Source organism: Chromatiaceae bacterium, assembly GCA_016714645.1.
GTDB lineage: Bacteria > Pseudomonadota > Gammaproteobacteria > Chromatiales > Chromatiaceae > M0108.
Genome location: JADKCI010000001.1, coordinates 1,306,373 through 1,329,469, shown reverse-complemented (window position 1 = coordinate 1,329,469; position 23,097 = coordinate 1,306,373). Strand labels below are relative to the sequence as shown.

Genomic DNA, 23,097 nt, shown 5'->3' with positions numbered 1-23,097 from the left:
GCATACGGCGGCGTCGTTGATGGCCAGTCAGGGGGTCAGTCTCTATAGGTGTTGGGGCATGCCCAAGCGAAGACCACCCAGCGCCATGCCCATTTGACGGATGACGCCCGGCGTCAGGCAATGGAGTCGGTATCGGCGGCTTCCGGGCTCTGAGATGCCAGGGGTGAGGGTCACGGCGCTCACCCCTGGCACACTGGGCTGTGAAGGGGTATTGGGTGGGGTGTGGGTGAAAATGATATGCGGTGGGTGCCGTGGATTTTACTAAGTGAAATTAGTGGTACTGGAAACGACAAAGACCGCGAAACGGGCTGTGGCCACCGTGGGAAGGGTGTGGGTGACCAGGAAAGACGGCGTGAAACAGCCAAGCACTGGCATGGGTATGTTGAACCGGCTTTGCATCGCTACTGTTAGGACCATCTACCAGGAGCAGATGGTTTTCTTGAAACCTATTATGTATCAGTGAGCTATGGCAGTTTGCTCTGCAAGGAGCGGCATTCGGCTCTAAAAGGAGCAGGGGCACTGCGGGCTTGCCATGGCCTGATGGCATGCATAGAGCGGACAAGAAGGACAGTAAGACGGAAAGATTTTCAGCGTATCCCTCAAGATGGGGAGAACCACTGCTGCATCAATAATAAGTATTGATAGATTTCTTGGGAAGTTCTGCGCCATTTGGACTCCTCAAACAGCAGATACAAATATCTTAACATATTGGTTTAGTTTAATAATTGCCAAAAATGTCGTATTTATACATGGATTAATTTAAGGGTTGTATAATAAAAAGCCAAGATCATAATCACATCGGAGATTCTGGCGATGGGGTACGGGCAAGGTGCAGGGACTGAGGGATATGCTGCCCAAATTGACCTGGATCAACGATCTTGGGGGAGATGAAAAAAGTTCAACTTTTTTATGTAGTTGAGTAATATCAGTAAAACGGCCTAAATGTCGCAAATGATAGTGATTTGGTCGTATTTGATGAGTAGACCTCGGGGCAAAGGGGGTCTAGCCTGTGGACTGGGTTCGGGACAGAAAGCGGGATTTATCATCAGGTGTTCGGTAAATAACCGGGGTTAACGCTGCGACGTTAGATACGCGGTGCTCAAATAGGTTTGCTACGGGTGGCTAAAACCATCGTGTCAGATAAGCAACACAGGCATTTAGCTAGCTTCCAAACTTTTGGCCCCAGAATAAAAACCAAAACTAGGGAATATTCGCACATGAAATTAAGATTTGGTAGTGCCCCGATTAGAAGGAAAGCAATGGCTTGAGCGTCTTTTGATTATTAATTGGGCGTGAGGCGTTATAGTGATGAACAAAATACCAAATGGCTCCGATATGGTTTTCCAGTTTTTTCGAGAAAGACAGTGCTTTCCTTACCAGTCGAGAAACACGTTGCCGAAGCGTATTGTTGAATCTTTCAATGTGATTGGTTTTGCCCGATTCCTTACCAACGGGAAGATGGCGTGTGGCGGGAAAGACGGCCGTATAAGCCTCCCAAAAGTCGGTATAGCTCAGCGCGTTTTGACGATAGTCACGTGGTAGAGAGTCCCATAAATGCTGGGCGGATTGCGCACTCCGGTCACCAATATAAAGACCAACAATTTCACGGGTATCTCGGTCTATAGCCAACAAAACCCATTGTTTATTATCATGTTTTATAACAAAAGACCATACTTCATCACATTCGATGATCAGTCGCCCTCCCGTTTTTTTTTAACGATGATCTCCCGGGGCACCTCTGCATATTTTTTATTGACAGAGTGCTGCAGCCAGCACTCTGAAACCCCAACACTACGTGCAATTCCAGCTAACGAGATTCTTTCTAAAAGCAAACGATCAATCAAGGCCTTCTTCTCATCGGAAATGGGTCCCTTCGCAGGATCTCGTACGAACTGACGTCCACACACCTGGCAACGGTAAATTTGCTTGTTGAGTGGATTGAATCCATTTTTGACGAGGTGATCAGAGTGGCAGGCAGGGCAGTGCATGAGAGAATGAACCTAATGCTGAAAATATAACCATAGCAGATTTTGCTAATTAATCCTACTGATCAGGGCACTACCTAAGATTTTTCGGTAGTGCCCCAATCCGCAGGATGATGACGAAGCTTATAGATATTAATCAGCATGTTAGAAAATTCTATCCTGCTGATCGGGGCACTACCGATTTTTCAATTTACTAGGGGTGTTGGTGCTTCTAAGCCTGACAACGGGGTGCGCGACGATCACGAGAGGGACCGAGGACACCTTAGTCATCAACTCCGAACCATCCGGCGCCGATATAAAACTTTCCAACGGCATGACAGGACAAACACCAGCGACCTTCAAACTGCCAAGAAAAGATGCAGTCTTTGTAAAGATCCAGAAGGCGGGATACCAAACGGTAGAGGTTAATGTGCAACCGCAAGTCTCCGGGGGCGGTGGTGCGGGCATGGCGGGCAATGTGTTGGTGGGTGGCATCATTGGGATGGCCGTTGATGCGGGCAGTGGCGCCATGAACGACCTGATGCCTAACCCATTAGATGTCAAGCTGGTTGCCACCGATGGCGAGATGATTGACATAGCCGGTGGCGGGGTCGAGGAACGGCTTGCACAACTCCGCGCACTGCGAAAAAACCGGAGTATCACAGAGTCCGAGTACCGGCGAAAGCGAGCCGAGATAGTTAGCAAACTTTAGGCAACTGATCACCTTTAGCCCCGGCCAGACGAGCAAGCCGGTCAGTATCAGTTCAAAGGTGATGTCGCGAAGGAAGCCAACGAAACGTTCTTCGTCAATCTCAGTGTTCCAACGGGCGCCACCTTGTTTGATGCCCAGGGGCGGGGAACGATCACCAACGATGACTAGCACAGTGATAAATGCCGCCAGAACCCAACGTGAGGCGCTTCAGAAATAACAGCAGGCGGAACAACAAAAAGCCGCGATTACCCCCTAACAACTTGCTAAGCAATTGAGGCCGCATAACTCACGCAACCAGGCACCCCATGCCTGATAGCGCGTATTCAGAAAAAAGCCAAATGAGGCAACCGGTGAATCAGAAAGGCGCATTACTACATGTAATGGGGTGGTTGTTTTTTAAATTTAGAAATATTTGGGGGCGCGATATAAATAGCAAGCTTAAAGCATTTACCTATGGCTTCATTGGTTTGGTCATTGGGATTGCTGTTTACCTATTCGTACGCGATCCGAGAATTTTATATTTAAATAACTTTCTGGATATACCTTTTATCTCTATAAATCAAGCCGATAATATAACATTTTTTATGAATGTTTACACTGGATCAATACCTACCGCAGTTCACGCATTCGCATTCTCGATTTTTACGGCTCTCGCGCTCGGAACTAACAGAAAAAATATCGTCTTAGCTTCAATCGTCTGGGCTGTGATTGATATTTTCTTTGAGATATTGCAAACAATCAAAGACTGCTCATTTATCCTTGGAAAACATATACTGGGCGACTTTCTTTGTGCCTACATTTCCAGTGGAACATTTGATTGGCTTGATATAGCTTCAATTATACTGGGAAGCTTTTTCGCTTATTATTTGATGTGCAATTTGTGCGTCCATAATGGAGAGTCAATCAATAATGGGTAGTGCGCCAGATCTGGATAGCACAGATTGCAGAGATTTTTCTTAACGACTATTTTTCAAGTTTCTATCCACGTCTGGACCCAGAAACTAATGCTGGCCAAACTAGGTAAAATCATTATGCCAATGCCATATGACGACAAGCCAATGACTGAAATCGCCAATTCGGCTGATTTAGCATGTGCTGCGGAGACTTAAATGAATTACTCGCGAATCTTTTTAACTTTCGCTTTCTTTGCCGTTGGCTTATTAGCCATTTTGGGTAGTGCGACAGAACCTGTAAATGTAGTAGAAGCTACTACGCCTTTCACATTGAGCGAGGCTGATGTCGCTGCAATCAAAAAAGGTGTTTCTGAAAAACTGCTAGATCCTACTAGCCCCCTATTTGGATCTATGCAAGCTAGAAAGGCAAACTCGAATAGAATCATTGTTTGCGGTTACGTTAATGCAAAAAATACTTTCGGGGGTTATACTGGAGATAAGCCATATGTGGGAGAATTATATCAATCAGGTTCAGGGAAAAAAGTAAAATCAGAATTTTCACCTATCCAGCTAGGAGGAACACGCCTTGAAAATTATGATGTAAGAGAAATGTGTTTAAGTAAAGGATTTAATTTTTAATACTACAGAAAGCGTCGAAATAAATAGGTAACAGGGGGCAGGCTCAATGATTATTTCCTAAATTTCCCTATTAAATTGCAGTCACCCAATCGGACATCCAGGCAAGAAACACGGAATTTAGACTCAATTCATGAAAACATAATATCCGTTCCCGATAATTTGAAAAAAAATGGGCAATCTCCTACTCTACCTTAGTATTGGGATTGCCCCCATAACCATGATTTTTTTATACAGGTATGTCTAAAGTAATTATGAAAGCGCAGGAATCTGGATACTTATTTGTAGCTGACAATAGTAAAAGATTCATTTTACTGGCGGCAGTACTTTTCACAGGTGTGATATCTATTTTGGGGTCTGGGAGTATTCCCACAAATAACAGTGATGGAAGTAAAGTTGGTGGTGCTACTATAACTATTTGGGAAGAGGCTGATAGTTATGCTGCTAAAGGAGAATTTTACCAAGCGTGGTATATGATTACTCGAACTCCACCGGGAATGGAACCCAAAACGAAAGAATATTTAAAAAATAATAACAAGATATATGATGCCGGAAAAAACTATTTTAATGCTTCTAACCTTAAAAATAAAAAAACTGACGGATACGGAAATAAATTCATCTATGAACAACTTGATGATTTTGAGCGCTTTGCAAAACCACAGGATATGAAATGGGCGAAAAATAATGTTCGCAACCTATACGGGAAAAGAGGGGAGAAATCACAATCACCAAAGACTCAAACGGTTAATACTGGAACATCACAATCAAAGGCTGAAACCGTTAGCCCTAAAGCATCAGAACCTCAATTACAGTATGCTCAGGCAAAAGCGCAATGTGATTATGAGGTTGAAGTAGCTGTGCCAATAGATAATACGCAACGGAATTTTCGAAGTTTTGGGGAAAGGTTTGTGGATGCATTAGGAAAAGATTTAGACCGAAGAAGTCGTAAAAGAGATTTACACCAATATTGTATGGCTGCCAAAGGATTCTAAGAGAATTAAAAGGAGTAATAATTGATTCAGGGTGGTGCCCCAATGCACAGGGTGAATCTTTCTTAACAGGCTGATAGATAGGGCTTAAACCAACCGCCATCTTATCGATTGAGGCACTAACCCAACTATAGGATTAGGGTATTGTGAAAAGGAACAATATCTAATGAAAACGCTGTTCGCCTTTTTGCTCTGCGTTCTCTATCTCCCCGCTCAAGCGGATCAGCATGACCACCAGATTGGCCAACATAACTACCACGCTGTCCGGTCTGATGGCTCCAATGCGCCCATCGTCCGCCGAGGGAGTACCTGCCCTCCCGGTTACTACCGAAACGGGGAGTACTGCCAGCCAGGGGCAGGCGCTAAGGAGCCTGCTAAGTCGTTCACACAAAGTCTTTATCACTAGAAAGCCATGTGGTACCGCGTGCCGACATTGTCGAGGATCTCGCCCACGTCACGCTCCAGCGTCGGAGCGTCGCGGTGCTTGGCAGGCATCCAAGAGTGCTTGACCAGATGCCAGAGCTTCTCGATGCGGTTCAGCTCCGGGCAGTACGGCGGCAGGAAGTACAGGGTCACGCTCCGGCGGCGGAGCACCTGCATCAGCGGCTCGATCGCACGGGCTTTGTGGACCGAGGCATTGTCCAGAATGATCGTCAGGGGCTTGGTGACCTGCGCAGTGAGGAGCGCGACGAACCCTGCACACAAGGGCGCCTTGAACGCACACCACAACTTGGCACTGAAGACCTTTCCGCTCGACAGCCGTGCGGCGACCACGTTGAGGCGCTTGCCGCGTGTGGCCTCGATGCAGTGCTGCTCGCCGATCGGCGTCCACGCGCTACGGTTCGGATGGATCTGCGCGAATCCGGCTTCGTCCAGGTACGCCAATTCGATCTCCCCAGCCTGGGCACGTGTTCTCAGGTCGACAATCTTTTGTTTTGCTTGTTCAAATGCCGCGTCGTCTCGTTTTTTTTAAGACTATGCCGGGTCCGTTTCCAAACGAACCCGCCGGCCTTGAGGACCGCCTTCAAGGTGTTCAGATGCACCACTGCGCCGCCCGCTTCTTCATGACGCGCCTTGAGCTCGGTCAGCGACAGGGGTTCCTCCCGCACCCACTGGGCCAAGCGCTCGATCTCCGACGGCGACACCTTCGCAGGTGCGCCACTACGAGGCAGATCCGCCAACCCGCCCAACCCCGCTGCAAGCCATCTTTTTCGTGTGTTGCTCACGGTCCGCATGGTCAATTCCTGCAACTCGGCGACCTGCGCACAGGTCTTGCCTTGCGCCAGCAGCAACACACTCCAGGCACGCTCGCGGACGCGCCAGTCAGGGTTCTTCTTCTCGGTCTGCAGCAACGCGTCCTTGTCTGCAGCACTCAGGGCCAACATTACGCGCAGCGGCACTTCACGACTCTCGATGACGGTACGGACCGACAACTTAACGCAAACGCGGCCAGCCGTCACTGATGACAATAACTTTATGTCAACGACTTATCAGCCGCGCAGGTAGCGTCTGTCCGCCCGGTTACTATCGGTACGGGGCCTACTGTGTGCAGAATAGGGATAAACTGCGGTAACGGATCATGCTGAAACTGGAAGACATCAAAAAGAACGCCGCCCTGGTGGGATTGGAACCGGGCCAGGTGGTGCGCATTGTCACCACGGAACCCGTGGGCGACCAGGCCCTGACCGTTTATTACAAGCTCCCGGACGGTCATGTTAGGGAGCGGAGACTGATAGGGTAATGACACCGACATGATTACAGAAACCGTAGTGACTGAACTGGCTGACGATGACGAATTGCTCAGATACATGGGGTTTGAGAAATTCTTACGGTTAGTTCATAACAAAAAACTATATTTTCCAAGAGCCGATTGCCTTGATGATAAACTTGAAGGTTATTATACGAAGCAAATATATGAAATTAGCAAAGCAGTTTCCGTTGGGACCAATGGAGAATTGAGTAACAAAGGAATTTGCGAGAGAACACAGGTAATCAGGGAAAGCGCCTATATCAGTTGTTGGACAAAATTCCAACATGAAAGCATGGCGCATTGGGAGGTGTATGGTGGAAAAAACTCAGTGGCAATAATGACATCAGTCGGAATATTGAAAAATCAATTAAAGGCTGAAGGTGACATTCTTTGTATCCTGGAAGAAGAAATCGTAGCAGTGGAGTATATTGACCATCATGCTATTGATAACAATTTGGCAACAGAACTGCTAAAGAATGCCAGGAACCCCCTAAAAAAGAAAAATGTAGCCTTCAGATACGAAGAAGAGGTTAGAATCATTTATAGTCATCACCATCAACTCGGGGGAAAGGAGGCACTTGATGCTAAACTTGGCAAAGGCTTTGACATTTCTATAGAACCCAATAAATTAATCCTTAGAATCTTTGTCTCACCTAAAGCAGATAACTGGTTCCATACTTTGGTTGTAGATCTTATGGAGCAATATCAGCTCTCTGGACGGGTTGAATGGTCAAGATTGCATTTAACGCCAATTGAAGAAGTGTTTTCGGGCAGTGCCCCAATCGGTAGGATAGCGGCTAGCTGAACTCCTTATTATCAGCCTGTTGGGTAAATGCGTTCTATGCATTGGGGCACTACCAAATTGGGCTATGGACGGTTTCTGATGCCATACCGCCGTGGGATTGGCGCAAACGGAAGTCCAGGCTTTTACGACCCGGCTAGACGGATCTAATCCATATGGTAGTGGTAAATGTGCGACTCCCCAGGGAACTTCATTAATAATTTAAATAGGAGAAGAATGTGATGAGCTTGTTTGAATTCGAAATGAAAGATAATGTTGCAAATTCAAAATCTGAAAAAATAATTGTGCAAGACGAAACTAGAAAATAATTAAGGTATGAGGAATTTCATCGATATTGCCTTCGTAATATTGATAGCTTCCATACAACCGCAAGAAAAATGGAGTCATTTAATGATAATTCAAATATTGAACGGTACGCACCATTTGACCAGATATTACCCAGATATAATCACATGAACATGGATCAAATGAAATCTTACTTTATATGGAGAACGAAAGTTAGAAATAAAATTGTTGAACCAATCAGCATTTCATACGTTCACGTTTACATATACGAATTGCTACATTTAGTGGGAGTTGGTAGCGCTGAAATTGGATTTTCGAAGCTGGTATTTCTTTGGGAAAATGCAGTTATATTTGCGCCAGGAATCAGTGAGAGCTTAGCAAGATGGATGATTGACTTTGTTGAGTACTACAATTTACCGATAAATTATCTTGAGCATCCAATGTTGAAGTCACATATTGAAAGTGATGCAGATAAGTTAGTAAAAGCTTTAAGCATGAGGGATTATTCGGTGATAAATGACATTATTGCTCGAAAAGGATACAATTATAAAGGAGGTGCTTTTAGCCGAAATGTAGATGGAACGACGCTAGAAAGATTGATAACAAATTTACTTCAAAATATCCTGGAGACTAATGATTTCATTTCGTATAATTTATTTGGAATCTGTACAAAATACTCATTTGTTTCAGCAGTCTTTGAGCCTTACAGATCTAAATACTCATTAGTAGAAAAGTCGGTCAATTATTTAAATTATCAGTACATTATTGAACTTGCTAGAACAATCGAAATTGCGCTAGACGAGATATTTGAAATCCCGCAGAAATTGATGAACAGGCCTTTATACCACTTAAAGAAAAAGGATGCGGCATTCATTAAAAGAGAATTAAAAAGAGATGTTATTAAAAATAAAATCTCTTTTTTGCCGAAAATAATTCCAGCAAAGAAGAAGTATTCTTCACCAAGAAATATTAATTCTTTGGTGAATGAAAGCGAAGTGATGCTAACGCCAAGAATTGTTGAGATTAACATTAGCAGTCTTTCTGAAATTCGGGATAAAACAGATTTAATAGCTGAGAAATTGATTTCTAAGGATTTATTAAATGAATATAAAAAAGAACCAAAAAAAGAATTGATCATAAATCATGACGTATACACGAATGACAAGGAAAAGGAAAAAGATGAATGGACAATATTCTTTAATAGTTTAGATGCCCATGGGAAAAAGATGCTTTCTCTTATTGCAGGCCAATCATCGTATAAAGATATTTCAGGGTATGCTGTTGGAAACCACTTAATGGTTGAAGAAGAAATTGAGAAGATCAACAACCTAGCAATTGAAACAATCGGAGATACAATCATCAAAGGAAATGGAACAGAATTATTAATATATGAGGAATATATTACTAATATAGACAAAAAATTAAATTAATGTACTGATATATTCCAAACAAGAAGGAGAAAAAAATTGAAAGTACCAAAAAGAATTGCTAAAGCTCTCATAGATTCTCTAAAAGCGGGAGTTGTTCCTCGAATAGGTCTTGAAAATGTCTTAGTAGGTAGAAGTGCTGAAATCAATGCACTGCTAGATGACATTGAGACTGTGAAAGAAGGTGGAGCCTCTTTTAGATTTATTGTTGGAAACTACGGAAGTGGAAAAAGTTTTATGCTGCAAATTATGAAAAATTATGCGATGGACAAAGGGTTTGTCATTGTAGACGCGGACATGTCCCCGGAAAGAAGATTAGCTGGAACTGGAGGTCAGGGTGTTGCAACATACAAGGAACTGATTCGTAATATGTCGACAAAAACAAAATCCGAAGGTGGCGCACTTCAACTTGTTATTGAAAAATGGATATCTAAAATAAAAATGGAAGTATTCCGAGAATCGGGGTTGGAGGAATGCGATCCCCTTTTCAATAAGAAGGTTGAATATAAAATAACAGAGACCATCCAAGAAATTGACGAACTTGTCCATGGGTTTGAATTTGGGCAGAATATTAGGACATATTGGAAAGCCTACAACGATGGAGATGAATATAAAATGCAGCTAGTGGTTAAATGGTTGAGGGGTGAATATACAACGAAGACAGAAGCTCGTGAGGAGTTAGGTGTTCGCGTAATTATTGATGACTCTTCGTGGTATGATTATTTAAAGGTCATGGCGCTTTTTATTGTTAAAGCTGGATTTGGAGGTCTCATGGTAATGATTGATGAGACGGTTAATCTATATAAAATCTCACACGCAGTCTCAAGAAACAATAATTATGAAAAGCTTCTAACAATATTCAATGATACGATGCAGGGCAAAGCAAAATACATTGGATTTATTCTTGGTGGAACGCCGCAGAGCATCACTGATAGTAGACGTGGGGTATATAGTTATGAAGCGCTCCAGTCACGGTTAGTGTCAGGAAAGTATGTAGTCGAAGGATATAAAGATTTTCTTTCCCCAATAATAAATCTAGCCGCACTTACCCCAGAAGAACTTGTAGTACTTACAGAGAAATTAAAAGAAATCCATGAAGCATATCTTGGATATGAATCAAGAATCACGCAAGATGATAGGATTTACTTTATCAAGTGCGAATTAAGCAGGGTTGGAGCCCAGTCAAAAGTAACACCTCGTGAGATAATTCGAGATTATATTGAGGTACTTAATATAACAATGCAAATTCCTGATACTAGCATTGCTGATATTATCGGGAAGCCTGATTTCGTATTCTCTACAAATGAAGTTACCGAGGAAGTTATTCATGAAACCTATGAGGAATTTAAGCTATGAGCGGAGTCTTTGATCGACTAGCAGAATTTATCCAAGAATATATTTATCGGAATAATTGGGATGAATTGCGAGACATACAGGTTAAAGCATGTGAGGTTATTTTTGATACGGATGCAAATTTGCTTTTATCTTCAGGAACGGCATCGGGCAAAACAGAGGCTGCCTTCTTGCCAATATTATCAGTTGTTCATAACTCCCCGAAAACAAAATCAGTCGATGTGTTATACATTTCTCCGCTAAAGGCACTGATCAATGACCAATTTGAGAGGCTAGATAAATTGCTCTTAGAGGCTGATATTCCAGTCTATAAGTGGCATGGCGATGTTAGCACATCCAAAAAAAAGAAATTACTCAATAATCCTGATGGGTTGTTGCAAACTACACCTGAATCTTTGCAAGGAATGCTTATTAATCAGCCAGGTAATATATTTATGCTTTTTAAATCATTGAAGTTCATAATCATTGATGAAATACACTATTTTATGAGTAATGACCGTGGTTTACAACTTCTGGCAGTGCTTGAACAAATACAAAGAATGATCGGGTGCGTGCCAAGAAGAGTAGGTCTATCTGCTACTTTAGGAGATTTGAAATCCGCAGAAGAATGGCTCAATACGGGTTCTTACAGAAAATCGATTGCACCGATTTCCTCAGAAGGGAGGCGAAGGATAGTAATTGGTATGAATCATTTTGAAAAAACAGAAAATAATCATAATGAAATTGCTTTTAATTATTACAAATGCTTGTATGACATAACGCTGAACAGACGGACAATTATTTATGCTCAGAGCAGAAACGATGTTGAGAAAAATATTCTATATCTGAAAAAGATGGCTACCAAGAACAAAACAGCAGATATTTATTATACTCATCACGGAGGCTTATCCGCACAACTGAGGAAATATGCAGAACAACTAATGAAGAACTCAGAACTTCCAATTGTTGTTGGTGCAACCCTTACCTTGGAACTTGGGATTGATATTGGAACTCTGGATAGGACGGTTCAAGTTCAATCTCCCATGACAGTATCGAGCTTCGCTCAGAGGTTGGGTAGAACAGGGCGTAGAGGCAATCCGAGCGAAATGATATTTCTACATATGTTCGAAGCAGATAGTAGTAGATTTGATAAACAATACGATTGGGATTTGATAAAAAGTATAGCAATAATTCATTTGTATGTTAAAAATAAATGGGTTGAGCCAATCGATATACAGCGAGTTAACTACAGTTTGTTATATCATCAAACAATGTGCTATTTGAAGCGAAAAATTGAAGCGCTACCGAAGGAAATGGCGCAGTATATCTTAACACTGGCAGTATTTAAATCAATAGACCAGAATGACTACAAAATATTACTGAATCACTTGATAAATATTGGACATATTGAGTACACGGAAGAAGGAAAATTAATGATTGGTGTCAAAGTTGAGAGGATGATTAATCATTACTCTTTTTTAGCTGTTTTTGTTACATCTGAAGAATACACTGTAAAAATCGACTCAACGACACTTGGAACCGTAGATGACATTGTGCCTATTGGAGAATTTCTTATATTATCCGGAAAAACATGGAAGGTTATAGACATTAACAATGATTCTAAAACATTGTTTGTAGAAGGCGGCGCAACACAGGCAAAAAGCCCTTGGCAGAAACAAATTACCATAATGGTGGATACGGAAATTGTAAGAGAAATGAAGCGAATACTAGAATCAGATGAAGCATATAAATTTGTATCGGAATCAGGGCAAAAAAATATAGAGAAAATGAGATGTAAGTTGCGAGATATTGGGGTATTAGATAAAGTCATCCACCAGGCATCAGAGTTTTCGTTTAATATATTTCCATGGCTTGGAACTAGAGATTTGATTAGGTTGTCGTATTTTTTTAAAGCCCACTTAATAAAAAATACAATTCATGATTGGGGAATTGAAATACCTCATACCAGGGTAGGGATTGCTAAGATTGAAGAGCTTTTCTTAAATGCGACTACTGAAAAATTCGATTTTGAAAATGTGGCAATTGATGAACACGATTTATCATATATTTTTGGTAAGTATAGTGGGTTTGTCCCTGAATATTTGTTACAGCAAGAGTTTAAAAAGAAAATTTTACAATTGAAAATACCCGATTCTATACCCATTAATCACGCCCTTTAATTATCCCCTAAAGCATCCCCCAAAAGATTCTTTATAAATACACCCCCAACCCCCTCATAACCCGCTTCGGCGGGTTTTTTTATGCCCGGAGAAAATGCCCATGCTGCAATTCAAATCCACCGCTGACCTCAAGCAACTCCCCGCTACCCATCCCGCCTATCCCCTCATCCAGGACCTGGTTGCAAGATTGATCGTCGATTACCAGCCCCCGGGTCGCGCTTATGCCCCCGAGGATGATGGCTGGATTGCCTTGATCGAAGAGTCAGATGTCCATCGCGTGCTCACGGAAATCTGGCCGGATTGGCAACTGGCCGATGTCGAATGGGAAGGGATCACCTATCGGGATGGTTTCTGGCAAGCCATTTACCTGGCGGACAATGAAAAAGGCTTTGTCCTGGTCATTCCCGACGAACCTTGGATCACTGACGAACTGCGGGAGACTATTGAATTCTATTTAGACCCCTGAACTGCGCCAATTTCAGCATCTTATCTGATAGGCAAACCTATCATTCCTTGATTTAACCGTGAGCCATTACATGAACGACATAGCACCACCCACCGACAACCTCCGGATCATCAAAGTGGCCACCTGTGAGGTGGACCCCAAGAACGCAGACCATCATGGGCCCTTCACGCCTTGCCAACCACAGAGGAGCCCGCTAAGATGCGTATATCTATTGTATATGCACAACGAGGATTCCTGACATGCGTGATGCAGCCATCAACCTCAGGGCACTACCCGAGCAGCGGGACCTGATCGATCACGCCGCCAGCCTGCTGGGCAAGAACCGCTCGGACTTTATGCTGGAAGCCGCTTGCGACAAAGCGCAAGCAGTCGTACTGGATCAGGTGTTTTTTCAACTGGATGATGGTCGGTTCAGGCAATTCACCGCACTCCTCGACGCGCCACCGCGTGCCAACCCGGGACTAGAACGCCTCATGGCCGTCCCGGCGCCATGGGATGATCAAGACGAACCGGCATGAGCCTGCGACTCAGTGCACCCGAGCCGATAAGTGCCACCCATCTCCTGAGTGAATTTAGCTGTGGCGAAGCCAGTCTGGACGAATGGCTGAAACGTCGGGCATTGGCCAATCAGGCCAGCGGCGCCAGCAGAAGCTTTATCGTGGCGGACGGTAACCATCGCGTCTACGCCTACTACGCCATAGCCGCGGGCGCGGTCACCCATCCGATAGCAACCTCTGCCGTGCGCCGCAACATGCCCGATCCCGTACCCGTGCTGATTCTGGCGCGACTGGCTGTCGGCCTTCACGCTCAGGGAATCAAGCTGGGCGCGGCCTTGCTGCGGGACGCCGTCAATCGGGCTGTGATCGTTTCGCATAACGCCGGGGTCAGAGCCTTACTCGTTCACGCCCTTGACCAGAATGCCAAGGGTTTTTATGAGCATTACGGTTTTCAAGCCTCGCCCTTACATCCCCTGACACTCATGCTGCGCTTAAATACCCTCGTGTCCTGAAGGGCCGATGCCAAGAACACCCTATGTCGCCGCCGACCTACACCAGCGCAGCGACGATCCTCAACATCTTCATCCAGTTCCAGGGCCGCGCTTACCCTGCAGGGCAATGCGCCTGCTGGTCTATATCGAGTTATCGCAATACCCATCGCCAGGGACGCGGGACCGCCCTCACACCAGATTCCACGGCCATGCCAGGACGGTCTCGCTGACCCAGCGCGGCTGTTCGACGGCGCACAGCAAGGCGCCCTGGGCCACCGGCAAATGGGGATGGGCCTGCCGGAAGGCCTCGATGCCGGAGGCCATGCGGCGGGTGGGCGCCGCGGTCAGCTTGATCTCGAAGGGGTAGAGGATGCCATCACGCTCCAGGAGCAGATCCACCTCGGCGCCGCCGGCCGATCGCCAGTGATGGCAGGCCGGTCGCGTGGGCAAGGCCCCGGCTTGCTTGAGGATTTCGCCCGCCATGGCGGTCTCGAACAGATGACCGAAGAGGGGATGGCCCGTCAGGGCCTGGGGTGAGGAGAGCTGGGCGTAATGGCAGGCCAGACCCGTGTCGGCCAAATAGCCCTTGGGGCGGGAGGAGACCCGTTTGGTCGGATTGCCGGAGAAAGCCGGCAGGGCCAGCCACTGGAAGGTGCCCTCCAGGATCTTCAGCCAGCGCCGGGCGGTTTGCGGGGTGATGCCGATCTCCCGGCCCAACTGGCTGTAATTGATCTCCTGGGCGGTGAGCGCACTCATCAGGCGCGCAAAGCGGCCGAAATCCTGCCAGTCTTCGACCTCGGCCAGCAAGCGGGCATCCCGTTCCACATAGGTGCGGTGGTAGCCGCTCCAGAAATCCGGGATGACCGCCGTCTCGATGGCGACCGCTCGCGGCAGGCTGCCCCGCCACAGCCATTCCGTTAGGGGGCCGGCATAGCGGCGGCCCTGGCGGGCCCAGGTCAGAAAGTCATCCGGCGTAGCCAACCAGCGCGGCAACCAACCCTGGGGCTCATCGCTGATTTCCTGGAGCGAAAAGCCATAGAGATCCAGGAAGGCCGCGCGCCCCGCCAGGCTCTCGGCCAGGGTGCGGATGACCTGCCATTGTTGCGAGCCGGTCATGAGGTATTGGCCAGCCCGTTCGGGGTTCCGGTCCACCCGGCGTTTGACGGCCGCCACCACCTCCGGCGCGAACTGCACCTCGTCCAGGATCACCGGCGGCGGATGGTTGAGCAGAAAGAGGTCGGGTTCCCGACGCGCGTCCTCCAGATCCAGGCTGGCATCGAAGACCACATAGTCATGGTCGGGAAAGACGTGCCGCAGCAGGGTGGTCTTGCCGACCTGCCGCGCGCCGGTCACCACGACGACTGGAAAGTTACCGGCCAGTTGCCGTAGGCGGTCGGTTTGGAGACGAGGATGAAACATACCTTGCAGATTAGTGATGGCATCACCAATTTGCAAGATTTTGACGGACATCATCACCCATTGAATTAGTTTTGCCCTTTGAGGCCGGGGCATGCCCTCTTCCCGACTAACCGAATACTTCCCCAGGTGGATAATATTAGGGCAGGTCCCATTCGCCCCCATCCACAGCCGCGAGGTCCCCCATGTCCCAACCCCTCCGTTTGCCCCGACCTGTCGGGGTCCCCAGTGCCTGGAGACGAGCCCCAAATCAGCCCTGGGTGCCTGCCAGGCGGGTTCTGCCGTGACCCCGGTCGGTGTCGCCTGGCGCGACCTCTTCCCCACCCTGGCCGGGGGCGATGCCCAGACAGGGGCGATCATGGAGACTGCCCACCAACTGACCCTGCCCCCGGACCAGCCGGTCTTCCGGGCTGGTTCGCCCTGTCTGAACTATGTCCTGCTCCTCGCCGGCCAGGTGCGGGTGCAGATCATCGGGGAGGGTGGCCGTGAGGCGGTCCTCTATCGCGTCCTGACCACATGCTGCATCCTGGCTCCTGAGTCAGGCCGGAGCTAGGTCTGTCTCCGCCACCCATCAGGAGATCGCTGTCGAACTGGGGAGTGCCCGCGAAGTGGTCTCGCGACACCTCAAGCGCTTGGAGGCGGCGGGTCTGGTCCGCCTGGGCCGTTCCAGCCTGGAGGTTTGATTGCCGCAAGATCGATACCGCCCCGGCCGACGTGAAGCGCGGCTACGAATACATCCATCACACCAGCAAGACCCTGGGCCCGGACGGCACCAAGAAGTACCCGAACGGTACCCCCTATTCCACCACCACCATCGCCTGTTCGAGCTGTCACTTCACGGGCGGCCATGTGCCCTTCGGTACCCTCATGTACCAGTCCCCGGACAAGTACGCCGGGCTGCCTTACTTTCGTCCCCTGAACTACAACCGCGACCTGGAAGATTCGATCATCGACTGCTTCCGCAACTGCATGAACGCCGCCCAGGCGCCCAGCAAGACCGATGTGGTGATGCGTGACATGGTGGCCTATATCCAGTGGCTGGCGGACGGCGTGACCAACCCAAATATGCAGGGCCCGGGCTGGGTCAATCTGCCGGGGAACGGCCTGCCGGTGGTTGATCCCAACGTCGCCAACATGACCGGAAATCCCGTTGCCGGGCGCAGCCGCTACAACGCCGAGTGCGGCAGTTGCCACAGCAAGGACGGCCCAGGGCGCGGCGAGTACCGCCGCGGCGAGGGCCGCCCACGCGTTCCGGCTCTGTGGGGCAAGGACGGCTACTCCCGCGGCGCGGCCTTCTACAACAGCCAGAACCTCGCCGGCTACATCAAGCAACACATGCCCTTGGGCGACGCCCTGACCCTGACGGCCCAGCAGTCGCTGGACATCGCGGTCTATATCAACGATCAGCCACGGCCCAGCGGCATGGCCAACCAGATGTTTTGTCACACGGAGAGTGACGGCATCCCCGGTGCCCTGCGCAAGCCCGCCGCCTGGCTCGTGGGCTATGGTTACCCCGGCGAACCCTTCACCGACCAGGACATCCTGTACGGTCCCTGGGCACCCATCACCGCCTGGCGCAATGCGGAAATCAATCGTCTGAAGGGACTCTGAACCGGGTCCGGCGGGGCCCAGTGTGGCCCCGCCGTCACTTACCCCCTTGTGACCGCGGGTGTTGCAGCCGCCTCAGCCCGGCAGGCAATCAGGGGGAAGATGGCGGATGATGCGATAGACATGACTGCCGGGGCGGGTAGGCCAGCGGCCACGTGGCGCGGGGTCCGCCGCCTGGGCACGTGAGGTGGCCTGCAGGACCAAGGGCTGAAAGCGGCCAGCATCAAGGTTAGTCTTGTTGTATGACCCGCCAAGCCCGGCGCGCAGCACCATTTCTATATCAGCGCACTTATCGGTATCCGGAATCCGCTCGCTGACATGGAACAGCAACCAGACCTCGAAGCAGGGGTTGCTGACCGCGAGGCTGAAACGCGCCGTTCTCGCCTCTCGGGCCATCGCACTGAGTTTCTTGCTACCCCATCGGTCGACATCCAGCATCAGCCAGAGGGAATCGTCCTTATCCAGGTCGTACTCGTCCCTGAATTGTCTCAGGCGCGCAAGCACCTGCTCAGGCGCCGAGCGGTTATCCTCCCCGGTGGCCAAGACCTTGATCTGGACCCGGGTGCTGCGGAAGAGGGCGAAGTATTGCTGTTCGGTCTTACGTCCTTCCGCGGCAATGATGACCAGTCGCGTATCCCGCCGATATTCCAGGCTGCGGTCCAGGGGGCGGGATTTTCGCGATGTCCGGATCATGACTCAGGCCGTCAACAGGGTTTCGCCGCCGTGAGTTCCGTAACCCGGATCAGCGGGATACCACCGAAACGGCCCTGAAGATAACTTTTTTCCAGCTTCAAATCCCGGCGCACATTCAGGGCGTTCATCGAATAAAGGGTGGAAGCACCAAAGGCATCCTTCTCGAAAAACCAGATTTCATCCCGGCGCAACAGGTCCAGATCCATCAGGTGAGTGTCATGGGTGGTGAACACGAGCTGACTCCGCTGATCCTGACCGCAGCGATCGAGGAAGGAGGAAACAAAGAACCGCGACAGATGGGGATGCAGTTTACGATCCAGTTCATCGACGACATAAACCCTTTCCCGCGTCCCCACATCCGCCAGAATTGGCAGGATCTCCATGAGCCTGCGCGTGCCGGATGATTCGTCCTCGAAATCGAAACGGACTTGTCCGCCATCCTTACCTTCGTGGACCGTTTTCAAACGGGCCGTCATGGGCTGACCCTGCTCGTTGCGATAAAAGGTCAGGGATTCACCCGTGGGACCCAGCAAGCCAACAATGGCACCCTCCTGGACATCCACTTCAATCTCCGTCCTGACGGTGGCGGAGGCGCCTGGCAGATGCTGATCAAAATCCAGAGGCACCTCCTCGGCGACCACGTCCTTGATGCCAGTCCCGGCCCGCCGCAGGAAATCGGCCAGAAAGGCCACAAAGTCCTGTTCGCGCCGCGCTCTGACCGCCAGCGGCTGAGGCACGCTTTCGGCCTTGACGATAGTCAGCACCGATTTGAACCAATCGTATAGAGGTGTCAGCCGTTCGACATTGCGGTCAGCCGCTTCCGTCAGGAAAAGCTGGTTCGGCCGGGTTCCCAGGGCGACCAACTCAAGAAAATCCTTTTGTTTTTTGGTGCGCCCGGTCAAGGCCGGGCCCGTCTCGACCCTAACCTTGCCTTCGATGTCCGTGACCCGTTCGAAGTACCTCACTTCCTTGGCCGTCGTGCGGACGAAGAGCCATTCCTCCTGGACCTGTTCCCCATCCACGGTAAAGCCATAGCTGTACTCGCTACCCTGGTAATCGATCAGGAAGTCGAACCTGGATGGCTGGTGAAGACGTTCGGCATCGAGACGGAAGGGCACCCGCGGAATCGGCGCCCCGCGCCGGGTACCTTCCACCACGAATAACTGGGCAAAGTGTAGCGCCTCGATCAGCCTGCTCTTGCCATGGGCATTGGGGCCATAGAGGGCCGCCACGCGCAGGATCCGTGGTCGGCGCCCGGCTTCGCTTTGCACGATGTGGCCGGGATGCTCAGTTGCCACGGATGCCACCATCGAGAAAAGCACCTCGTCGGCAAAGCAGGCGAAGTTTTCAACGGCAAATTGAACCAGCATGATCGAGCTCTGGCGGAAGAATCTGGTTAGATTATGGTCTATTTTCGTGAAAAAATCGAAAAATTTGCCAAATAACGGTACTGGTCCCGCCTTTGATCGGCCGGCCACGGATGCCCTCCTCAATCCCCGATAACATCCAGGACGTTGGGGCCACCCGCCTGATTGTTATCCCTCATACTTTACAGCTTCACTGTTCGATGTATTATCAAACCCACGAACGAACCCCTCGACATCAACACCATGAGCCGCGAGACCGGCATCAACGCCCGCACCATCCGCTACTACCTGGCGGAGGGGCTGCTGCCGCCACCCGCAGGGCGGGGACCGGCGGCCACCTATGGCGTGGGCCACCGCGACCGGCTTAGGCTCATCCGGTGTTTGCAGGATGCCCATCTGCCCCTGGCCGCCATCCGCACCCAACTGGAGGCCTTGGATGACGCCGGTGTGGCGGCGGCCCTGGTCGAACCACCGGCGCTGGCGGAGCCCAAGCCGGTCACGGCCTATCCCATCTTTGTCACCCCAACTCAGCCTGCCGCGCATTTTCAATAAGTTAGAGAATTTTCGCAGCAGAGTTGGTCACTACATTTGAGAAACCCCAGCACGCGGGTCGATGAACGTCTTCTCGGTCTTGCCGGGCAGGTGGGGCAGGCCCAGGGCGTTGTAGAGGACTTGCTGGTGGGGCTCGGGCCGGGTGGCCTTGCGGAGGTGGTAGATCTGGCCGTCGTCACGGTGGAGCACGACGGTGACCCGCTCCTGGCCGGAGAACTGATGGCGCAGGCTCTCCCAACTCAGGTGGATGCCCTGGGCCTTGAGCTGGAAGCGCAGGCTGTGGACCCGGTGGTAGGCCAACACCGAGATGAACAGATGGCCATCCACCCGGGCGCACGAGCTTGCGATCCAGACTCAGCCGGCGCAACGCCTCCAGCGCCACATGCTCGGCCCCGACGCTACGCGGGCGGATGACCTCCACCCGCGACAGGTCCACCCGCTGGTAGTCGCCCTCCGGCGCCGCAATATCCTGTTCGCAACCACCGTGCCGCGGCGACTGACAATGCGCGCCGCAACCTGCTGGGCCAGCGCCTCCCACTGCACATCCAAGCCATCGACGAGCAGATCCAACTGCCCCCCAGCAGCGCCTTGATGCGCTGGGCCAGCGGCGCCCATTGGGCGCGCGGCACCGCGAAGTTGCGCCCGAGATTGAGCACCGTGTGCTGGCGCACGTCCGCCCCAGAGCGTACCGACTCGACCAGGCGATAGGTGTAATAGGGCTCGCCCGATTCCCGGCTCTTGATGGTGGTGCGGCGGATGAACATGGCCACACCTGAGACGCTCGGCCAGGGTAGGTCAAGAGTGCCATAGAAAATTATGGCACTACACAAAGCCGGTTTACGCTAAGAGCTTGACGCGGCTTGGACCGCCTCCCCGCCGCGGCGGAAAACCGGGGTTTGGGGGCGGGTGGGCGGCCGAAACTGCTAAAGATGGATTAGCGCCTGTTGTCTGAGATCGATGCCTTCTCCCGCAATCGTTTCGGCTTCCTCAAACAGGTCGCCCGTGATAAGCCTGCGACGGGTGGCGTGACGGGGCTGGAAGCCGACGGACCGACAGTACCGCGACGCCGCTGGTGGTGGAGTGCGAGGGCCAGCCGAACAGGTCCTGACCATAGGTGGACATGCTGCTGGACATTAATTCCCAATGGTGGTATTAACTATCTATTTTAATTAGTTAATATTCGCATTTACCAAGGACATGGCGTTGGACATCAAGACCCTTTCCAGTCTGCCCGGGATCGCTACCCGCCTGGATATCCGCGTGGAAACCCGGCGGGCTGGCCCCTTTCGCTTCCAATTGGGGCTGGATGCCCAAGTCCTGGAGATGACCTATCAGCGGGTGCTGGATGCCCAGGCGCGCTTCCAGTCCGCGCCCCTGGCCCAGGTCGCCGAGCGCCTGGCCCCGGAGGTGATGGCGGGCGGGATTTTTGGTACCAACTCCATCGAAGGGGGAACCCTGACGGAGGAAGAGACCCGCCGGCTTCTGGACTTGACGTCGGACAGCGGGGTGGCGGAAGAAGAACGGCGCGCCCTTAATCTCAAGGATGCCTATCAATTGGCGATGATCACCAGCGCCACCCCTGATTGGCGGCCAGACCTTGATTTTGTCCGCGCCCTCCACGCCGCCATTACCCAGGGACTGACTCACTCTTACAACCGCCCCGGTCAATGGCGCGACAATCCCAAGACCATCCTGACTCATGTCGGCGATGCCGCCCACGGCGGTCGTTACAAGCCGCCTCAGCATGGCGGGGATATCCTGGCCTTGATGGGCGAACTCCTTGCCTGGCATGGACGTCTCGCCGAGGCGGAGGTGCCGGTCCTGATCCGGGCACCCCTTGTCCATCTTTACCTGGAGCGCATCCACCCCTTCTGGGATGGCAACGGCCGTGTTGGGCGGGTGCTCGAGGCCAGCCTGTTGCTCGCGGCGGGTTTTGATTATTGCCCCCTGGGCTTGTCCCGCTTCTATTTCGAGCATCTCGACCCTTATTTCACCCTCTTCAACCGGTGCCGTAAGGCGGAGGAGAGCGGTGAAGCGGCGGCTAATACCGCCTTTGTCAGCTTCCACCTGGAGGGGATGCTCGCCACCATCAACCGGCTCCATGACCGGGTTAACCGCCTGCTGGGCGACAGGCTGTTGCTGGCCGAGATCGACCGTCTGCTCCGCGACAAGGCCATCAATGCCCGTCAACACGCCATCCTCGACCACCTGCGGGAAGCCACCAGGCCCCCCACCCTGGCCGAACTGCGCCGTTCACCCTGGTATCTCGCCCTCTATGCCCGGCTCGCCGACAAGACTAAACAGCGCGACTTACGGGCCCTGCGGGAACGGGGACTGCTCCGTCTTGATGAAGCCGGGCGGCTGAGGCCAGTTCACTCCTAGCACTCAAGAACCGCGAATACCGCCCCGCGGGTGACTCACTCGCCATCTTGACCCGCACGGCTGGCCTCGGCCATTAGCGCATCTGATGGGATCCGTTACTTGCGCTCTACGCAGTAGTTACCGTTTGAGTAGTAACCCGGCGGGCAGGCGCCGAGTTTCTCCACCACCGCCTTGGCGTTGTCGCGCCCGACACAGTAATTGCCATTCGAGTAGTAACCGGGTGGACAGGCTCCACGCTTCTCGATGACGGGGTTGGCCGATTGGCGTGGCACGCAGTAATTGCCCGAGGAGTAATAGCCTGGCGGGCAGGCCCCGGCCTTGGGGATCGGTTTGACATCAGCGGCCAGGGCGCTGGTGACCCACAACATGAGGCTGACGGCGCCTATCTGACTGAAAAGCAATCGACTTATCCGGGCAGGCGCGCAGCGGGGGCGGTAGGGGCGGAACATAGGCCTATCCTCTTCTTGGTGTTGGGATGGGGATTACACCCGACGGATACGTCATGGGCTGACCGATGGCGGCCACCGATCTGGGGGGGGCAGCGCTTGGCCCTGCCTGGCCAGGATTGCGGTGCCGGGTGACATTATAGGGGCGGCCCGCCATCCTGTTCGGGGGTCCGCCCGAGGGTCCAGCGGAGTGCGACACCCTCTGTCAG

22 protein-coding genes and 3 pseudogenes are annotated in these 23,097 nt (G+C 50.9%); 16 read left to right on the top strand and 9 right to left on the bottom strand.

Features of this window, described 5'->3' with window-relative positions; all coding sequences use genetic code 11:
• Positions 1 to 1,245: 1,245 nt before the first annotated feature.
• Positions 1,246 to 1,988: pseudogene (locus IPN92_06160) on the bottom strand (IS1 family transposase).
• A gap of 196 nt (positions 1,989 to 2,184) precedes the next feature.
• On the opposite strand from IPN92_06160, the gene IPN92_06155 reads away from it, so the two are divergent.
• The 4 genes from IPN92_06155 (at position 2,185) to IPN92_06140 (ending at position 5,197) form a co-directional block, all read left to right on the top strand.
• A complete protein-coding gene (locus tag IPN92_06155) occupies positions 2,185 to 2,676 on the top strand; it encodes a PEGA domain-containing protein (GenBank protein ID MBK8637878.1) in 492 nt (163 codons plus the stop codon).
• Positions 2,677 to 2,981: 305 nt separating this feature from the next.
• Complete coding sequence (locus IPN92_06150) at positions 2,982 to 3,593, top strand: hypothetical protein (protein ID MBK8637877.1); 612 nt, start codon at positions 2,982 to 2,984, stop codon at positions 3,591 to 3,593.
• A 192-nt stretch (positions 3,594 to 3,785) separates the two neighbouring features.
• Entirely contained in the window at positions 3,786 to 4,208 is a 423-nt protein-coding gene (locus IPN92_06145) for a hypothetical protein (GenBank protein ID MBK8637876.1), read from the top strand.
• A 236-nt stretch (positions 4,209 to 4,444) separates the two neighbouring features.
• Complete coding sequence (locus IPN92_06140; GenBank protein ID MBK8637875.1) at positions 4,445 to 5,197, top strand: hypothetical protein; 753 nt, start codon at positions 4,445 to 4,447, stop codon at positions 5,195 to 5,197.
• A gap of 399 nt (positions 5,198 to 5,596) precedes the next feature.
• Here IPN92_06140 and IPN92_06135 read toward each other — a convergent pair whose 3' ends face one another.
• On the bottom strand, positions 5,597 to 6,121 hold the full coding sequence (locus IPN92_06135; GenBank protein ID MBK8637874.1) for a transposase: 525 nt from the start codon (positions 6,119 to 6,121) through the stop codon (positions 5,597 to 5,599).
• Positions 6,109 to 6,627 (bottom strand): helix-turn-helix domain-containing protein, encoded by a 519-nt coding sequence (locus IPN92_06130; protein ID MBK8637873.1) that lies wholly within the window; start codon positions 6,625 to 6,627, stop codon positions 6,109 to 6,111. Before IPN92_06130 ends, IPN92_06135 begins: the two co-directional genes overlap by 13 nt.
• 146 nt (positions 6,628 to 6,773) lie before the next feature.
• Here IPN92_06130 and IPN92_06125 point away from each other — a divergent pair, with 146 nt between their 5' ends.
• From IPN92_06125 to IPN92_06090, 8 genes are all read left to right on the top strand, one after another.
• The gene (locus IPN92_06125; GenBank protein MBK8637872.1) at positions 6,774 to 6,935 is read left to right on the top strand and encodes a hypothetical protein; all 162 of its coding nucleotides are present in this window, start codon (positions 6,774 to 6,776) and stop codon (positions 6,933 to 6,935) included.
• A gap of 10 nt (positions 6,936 to 6,945) precedes the next feature.
• A complete protein-coding gene (locus IPN92_06120) occupies positions 6,946 to 7,749 on the top strand; it encodes a hypothetical protein (GenBank protein ID MBK8637871.1) in 804 nt (267 codons plus the stop codon).
• A gap of 374 nt (positions 7,750 to 8,123) precedes the next feature.
• A complete protein-coding gene (locus IPN92_06115; GenBank protein ID MBK8637870.1) occupies positions 8,124 to 9,461 on the top strand; it encodes a TerB N-terminal domain-containing protein in 1,338 nt (445 codons plus the stop codon).
• Between the two features lie 36 nt (positions 9,462 to 9,497).
• Positions 9,498 to 10,814, top strand: a complete 1,317-nt coding sequence (locus tag IPN92_06110; protein ID MBK8637869.1) for an ATP-binding protein — start codon at positions 9,498 to 9,500, stop codon at positions 10,812 to 10,814.
• Positions 10,811 to 12,970, top strand: coding sequence for a DEAD/DEAH box helicase (locus IPN92_06105; protein MBK8637868.1), 2,160 nt, complete (start codon positions 10,811 to 10,813; stop codon positions 12,968 to 12,970). Before IPN92_06110 ends, IPN92_06105 begins: the two co-directional genes overlap by 4 nt.
• A 100-nt stretch (positions 12,971 to 13,070) precedes the next feature.
• Positions 13,071 to 13,436, top strand: coding sequence for a hypothetical protein (locus IPN92_06100; protein MBK8637867.1), 366 nt, complete (start codon positions 13,071 to 13,073; stop codon positions 13,434 to 13,436).
• A 239-nt stretch (positions 13,437 to 13,675) separates the two neighbouring features.
• Positions 13,676 to 13,954 (top strand): DUF1778 domain-containing protein, encoded by a 279-nt coding sequence (locus IPN92_06095; protein MBK8637866.1) that lies wholly within the window; start codon positions 13,676 to 13,678, stop codon positions 13,952 to 13,954.
• Positions 13,951 to 14,445, top strand: coding sequence for a GNAT family N-acetyltransferase (locus IPN92_06090; GenBank protein MBK8637865.1), 495 nt, complete (start codon positions 13,951 to 13,953; stop codon positions 14,443 to 14,445). The genes IPN92_06095 and IPN92_06090 overlap by 4 nt, the downstream gene beginning before the upstream one ends.
• A gap of 168 nt (positions 14,446 to 14,613) precedes the next feature.
• On the opposite strand, the gene IPN92_06085 is transcribed toward IPN92_06090, so the two are convergent.
• Positions 14,614 to 15,843, bottom strand: coding sequence for an ATP-binding protein (locus IPN92_06085; GenBank protein ID MBK8637864.1), 1,230 nt, complete (start codon positions 15,841 to 15,843; stop codon positions 14,614 to 14,616).
• A gap of 355 nt (positions 15,844 to 16,198) precedes the next feature.
• Here IPN92_06085 and IPN92_06080 point away from each other — a divergent pair.
• Positions 16,199 to 16,523: pseudogene (locus tag IPN92_06080) on the top strand (helix-turn-helix domain-containing protein).
• 31 nt (positions 16,524 to 16,554) lie between these two features.
• On the top strand, positions 16,555 to 17,451 hold the full coding sequence (locus IPN92_06075; GenBank protein ID MBK8637863.1) for a c-type cytochrome: 897 nt from the start codon (positions 16,555 to 16,557) through the stop codon (positions 17,449 to 17,451).
• Positions 17,452 to 17,523: 72 nt separating this feature from the next.
• On the opposite strand, the gene IPN92_06070 is transcribed toward IPN92_06075, so the two are convergent.
• Positions 17,524 to 18,141, bottom strand: coding sequence for an RloB domain-containing protein (locus IPN92_06070; GenBank protein ID MBK8637862.1), 618 nt, complete (start codon positions 18,139 to 18,141; stop codon positions 17,524 to 17,526).
• An 11-nt stretch (positions 18,142 to 18,152) separates the two neighbouring features.
• Positions 18,153 to 19,511, bottom strand: coding sequence for an AAA family ATPase (locus tag IPN92_06065; GenBank protein MBK8637861.1), 1,359 nt, complete (start codon positions 19,509 to 19,511; stop codon positions 18,153 to 18,155).
• 240 nt (positions 19,512 to 19,751) lie between these two features.
• On the opposite strand from IPN92_06065, the pseudogene IPN92_06060 reads away from it, so the two are divergent.
• A pseudogene (locus IPN92_06060) lies at positions 19,752 to 19,970 on the top strand (MerR family transcriptional regulator).
• A 120-nt stretch (positions 19,971 to 20,090) separates the two neighbouring features.
• On the opposite strand, the gene IPN92_06055 reads toward IPN92_06060, so the two are convergent.
• The gene (locus IPN92_06055; GenBank protein ID MBK8637860.1) at positions 20,091 to 20,387 is read right to left on the bottom strand and encodes a hypothetical protein; all 297 of its coding nucleotides are present in this window, start codon (positions 20,385 to 20,387) and stop codon (positions 20,091 to 20,093) included.
• Positions 20,388 to 20,458: 71 nt separating this feature from the next.
• Positions 20,459 to 20,824, bottom strand: coding sequence for a hypothetical protein (locus IPN92_06050; protein ID MBK8637859.1), 366 nt, complete (start codon positions 20,822 to 20,824; stop codon positions 20,459 to 20,461).
• A 433-nt stretch (positions 20,825 to 21,257) separates the two neighbouring features.
• On the opposite strand from IPN92_06050, the gene IPN92_06045 reads away from it, so the two are divergent.
• A complete protein-coding gene (locus tag IPN92_06045; GenBank protein ID MBK8637858.1) occupies positions 21,258 to 22,442 on the top strand; it encodes a Fic family protein in 1,185 nt (394 codons plus the stop codon).
• A gap of 95 nt (positions 22,443 to 22,537) precedes the next feature.
• Here the strand turns inward: IPN92_06045 and IPN92_06040 are convergent, their stop codons facing one another.
• Entirely contained in the window at positions 22,538 to 22,843 is a 306-nt protein-coding gene (locus IPN92_06040) for a hypothetical protein (GenBank protein ID MBK8637857.1), read from the bottom strand.
• Positions 22,844 to 23,097: the final 254 nt, after the last annotated feature.

Bases quoted from the DNA above. Each gene is read 5' to 3' on its own strand.
- IPN92_06150 (MBK8637877.1), top strand. From the start codon at position 2,982: ATGCCTGATAGCGCGTATTCAGAAAAAAGCCAAATGAGGCAACCGGTG.
- IPN92_06145 (MBK8637876.1), top strand. From the start codon at position 3,786: ATGAATTACTCGCGAATCTTTTTAACTTTCGCTTTCTTTGCCGTTGGC.
- IPN92_06140 (MBK8637875.1), top strand. From the start codon at position 4,445: ATGTCTAAAGTAATTATGAAAGCGCAGGAATCTGGATACTTATTTGTA.
- IPN92_06125 (MBK8637872.1), top strand. From the start codon at position 6,774: ATGCTGAAACTGGAAGACATCAAAAAGAACGCCGCCCTGGTGGGATTG.
- IPN92_06120 (MBK8637871.1), top strand. From the start codon at position 6,946: ATGATTACAGAAACCGTAGTGACTGAACTGGCTGACGATGACGAATTG.
- IPN92_06115 (MBK8637870.1), top strand. From the start codon at position 8,124: ATGGAGTCATTTAATGATAATTCAAATATTGAACGGTACGCACCATTT.
- IPN92_06105 (MBK8637868.1), top strand. From the start codon at position 10,811: ATGAGCGGAGTCTTTGATCGACTAGCAGAATTTATCCAAGAATATATT.
- IPN92_06100 (MBK8637867.1), top strand. From the start codon at position 13,071: ATGCTGCAATTCAAATCCACCGCTGACCTCAAGCAACTCCCCGCTACC.
- IPN92_06095 (MBK8637866.1), top strand. From the start codon at position 13,676: ATGCGTGATGCAGCCATCAACCTCAGGGCACTACCCGAGCAGCGGGAC.
- IPN92_06090 (MBK8637865.1), top strand. From the start codon at position 13,951: ATGAGCCTGCGACTCAGTGCACCCGAGCCGATAAGTGCCACCCATCTC.
- IPN92_06085 (MBK8637864.1), bottom strand. From the start codon at position 15,843: ATGTTTCATCCTCGTCTCCAAACCGACCGCCTACGGCAACTGGCCGGT.
- IPN92_06070 (MBK8637862.1), bottom strand. From the start codon at position 18,141: ATGATCCGGACATCGCGAAAATCCCGCCCCCTGGACCGCAGCCTGGAA.
- IPN92_06065 (MBK8637861.1), bottom strand. From the start codon at position 19,511: ATGCTGGTTCAATTTGCCGTTGAAAACTTCGCCTGCTTTGCCGACGAG.
- IPN92_06050 (MBK8637859.1), bottom strand. From the start codon at position 20,824: ATGTTCATCCGCCGCACCACCATCAAGAGCCGGGAATCGGGCGAGCCC.
- IPN92_06045 (MBK8637858.1), top strand. From the start codon at position 21,258: ATGGCGTTGGACATCAAGACCCTTTCCAGTCTGCCCGGGATCGCTACC.